Raw genomic sequence first — 2,235 nt, forward strand, 5'->3', positions numbered from 1 at the left:
CGCTTGACCCCGTCCAAGTCTCGGGGGTCACTTCATGGACGGGTTTACGGCGTCCCCCGCAACCGGACCCACCACGCCATGCCTCGGAATGCCGCTGTTGCTTCGGCCGTTGCGGTTGCCTCTGCGGGTGCCGGGCGCAGCCCGGCCAGCCCTCTCAGGCGAACAGCGGTGCCTGGCGCTGTTCCAGCCGCAGCAGTGCAGCCTTGGTTTCCAGCCCGCCACCAAAGCCGGTCAGTGCACCGTTGCTGCCGATCACGCGATGGCAGGGCAGGATGATCGGCAGCGGATTGCGGCCGTTGGCCGCACCCACCGCGCGGGTCGCGCTGGGTTGGCCCAGGTGCTGCGCCAGCTGCAGGTAGCTCCAGGTCTGGCCGAACGGGATCAGCGCCAGCGCCTGCCACACGCGCAGCTGGAACGGGGTGCCACGTGGCGCAAGCTGCAGGTCGAACTGGTTGCGCTCGCCGTGAAGGAACTGCAGCAGCTGATCGCGTGCTTCCGGCAGTGCATCCGGGGCGTAGTGCCAGTCTTCGCGGCCGCGTGCCGGATGGCGGTTTTCCGGGAACAGCACATGCGACAGGCCACGCTCGTCACCGGCGATGGTCAACACGCCGATCGGGCTGTCGAAACGATCGAACAACAGGGTCATGTCGGTTCTCCAACGAAGGTGCCGGACAGGTGCCACAGATGCAGCACGGCATAGGCGCGCCACGGGCGCCACGGTTGCGAGCGGGCTTCGGTCGCACGCTCGCTCAGGCGCTGGCCTTGGGCGTAGCCGAGGACCTGCTGCAGCACCAGGTCACCGGCGGGGAAGGCATCGGGCTGGCCAAGTCCGCGCAGCGCGATGTACTGCGCGGTCCACGGGCCGATGCCGGGCAGTGCCACGCAGCGCGCAACGAATTCCTCCAATGCCTGACCGGGCCCGAAGTCGAGCTGGCCGCTGGCGCAGGCAGCGGCCAGCGCACGCACGGTGGCGGCGCGGGTGCGCGGCAGGCCGATCGATTCCAGCGGCGCCTCAGCCAGTACCTCGGGCGCGGGGAACTGGCGATCGAATTCCGATGGCATGCCCGGCAGGTGTGCGCCATAGGCATCGACCAGGCGCCGCGCGAAGGTGGTGGCCGCGGCCACGCTGACCTGCTGTCCGAGCACGGCGCGTACGCCCACCTCGAAGCCATCCCAGCCACCGGGCACGCGCAGACCGGGACGTTCGGCGATGCCTCGCGCCAGCAGCGGTTCCTCGCCCAGCGCGGCATGCACCTGCTGCAGGTCGGCATCCAGATCGAACACGCGACGCACGCGGCGCACGATGTCGGGGATCAGGCGCGGATCGACCGCGCCCAGCTGCAGGCGCAGTTCCGGGCGTTTCGGGTCGGCGGTGACGCGCAGCAGGGTGGGGCGCTCGGGTGTGCCGAGCACGCGCTGGTAGCTGTCTTCGCCGATCAGTTCGATGCCGGGCAGGCTGCGCTTGCGCAGGAAGGCCAGCATGCGCGGGAAATCCAGCGGTGGACGGTACACCAGGCGCAGTACCAGGCAGCCGTCATCGGCGGCCGGCGGCTGATGCTGGCGACGCAGTGCCGTCGGTGCCATGCCGCAGCCCTGCAGGAAGGCGGTATTGAAGCGGCGCAGGCTGTTGTAGCCGGCGGCCAGCGCAACATCGGTCACCGGCAGCGTGGTCTCGGTCAGCAGCTGCTTGGCCAGCAGCAGGCGATGGGTGGCGTGGATCTGCCCCGGCGTCGCGCCCAGGTGTTCAACGAACAGGCGCTGCAGCTGGCGCGCGCTGAGGCCGATCTTCTGCGCGAGGTCGGCAACGGGCTGCTCCTGCAGGAAGCCGCTATGGATCAGGGCGAGGGCGCGCTGCACGGTCTGCCCGGCCAATGCCTGCTGTGCCTGCGGCGCCAGTTCGGGACGACAGCGCAGGCACGGGCGGTAGCCGGCGGCGGCGGCCGCAGCGGCGGTCGGGTAGTAGGTGATGTTGCGCGGCTTCGGTGGCGGTGCCGGGCACACCGGGCGGCAGTAGATGCCGGTGCTGCGCACGGCGGTGAAGAACACGCCGTCGAAGCGTGCGTCGCGGGCCAGGCGGGCGCGGTCGCAGGCGGCGGTGTCGAGGGCGAGGGCGGTCTCCATGGCGCCAGTCTAGGCGCGTACGGGTGGAGATACTCGCCACATTCGGACATGGATGCTGAAGGGCGTCAGGTCGGGCTGTGCCCGGCACCCGCGGTAGTGCCGGCCGCTGGCCGG

At 70.6% G+C, this 2,235-nt stretch carries 2 protein-coding genes; both read right to left on the reverse strand.

The features are described 5' to 3' along the window. Positions 1-154 precede the first annotated feature (154 nt). The gene (locus G5A07_RS21080; protein WP_099474188.1) at positions 155-646 is read right to left on the reverse strand and encodes a methylated-DNA--[protein]-cysteine S-methyltransferase; all 492 of its coding nucleotides are present in this window, start codon (positions 644-646) and stop codon (positions 155-157) included. Then, the gene (locus tag G5A07_RS21085; protein WP_191863959.1) at positions 643-2,121 is read right to left on the reverse strand and encodes a DNA-3-methyladenine glycosylase 2; all 1,479 of its coding nucleotides are present in this window, start codon (positions 2,119-2,121) and stop codon (positions 643-645) included. The genes G5A07_RS21080 and G5A07_RS21085 overlap by 4 nt, the downstream gene beginning before the upstream one ends. Between the last annotated feature and the right edge of the window lie 114 nt (positions 2,122-2,235).

The organism is Stenotrophomonas sp. AS012628 (genome assembly GCF_010608305.1).
In the GTDB taxonomy this organism is placed as follows: Bacteria; Pseudomonadota; Gammaproteobacteria; order Xanthomonadales; family Xanthomonadaceae; genus Stenotrophomonas; species Stenotrophomonas geniculata.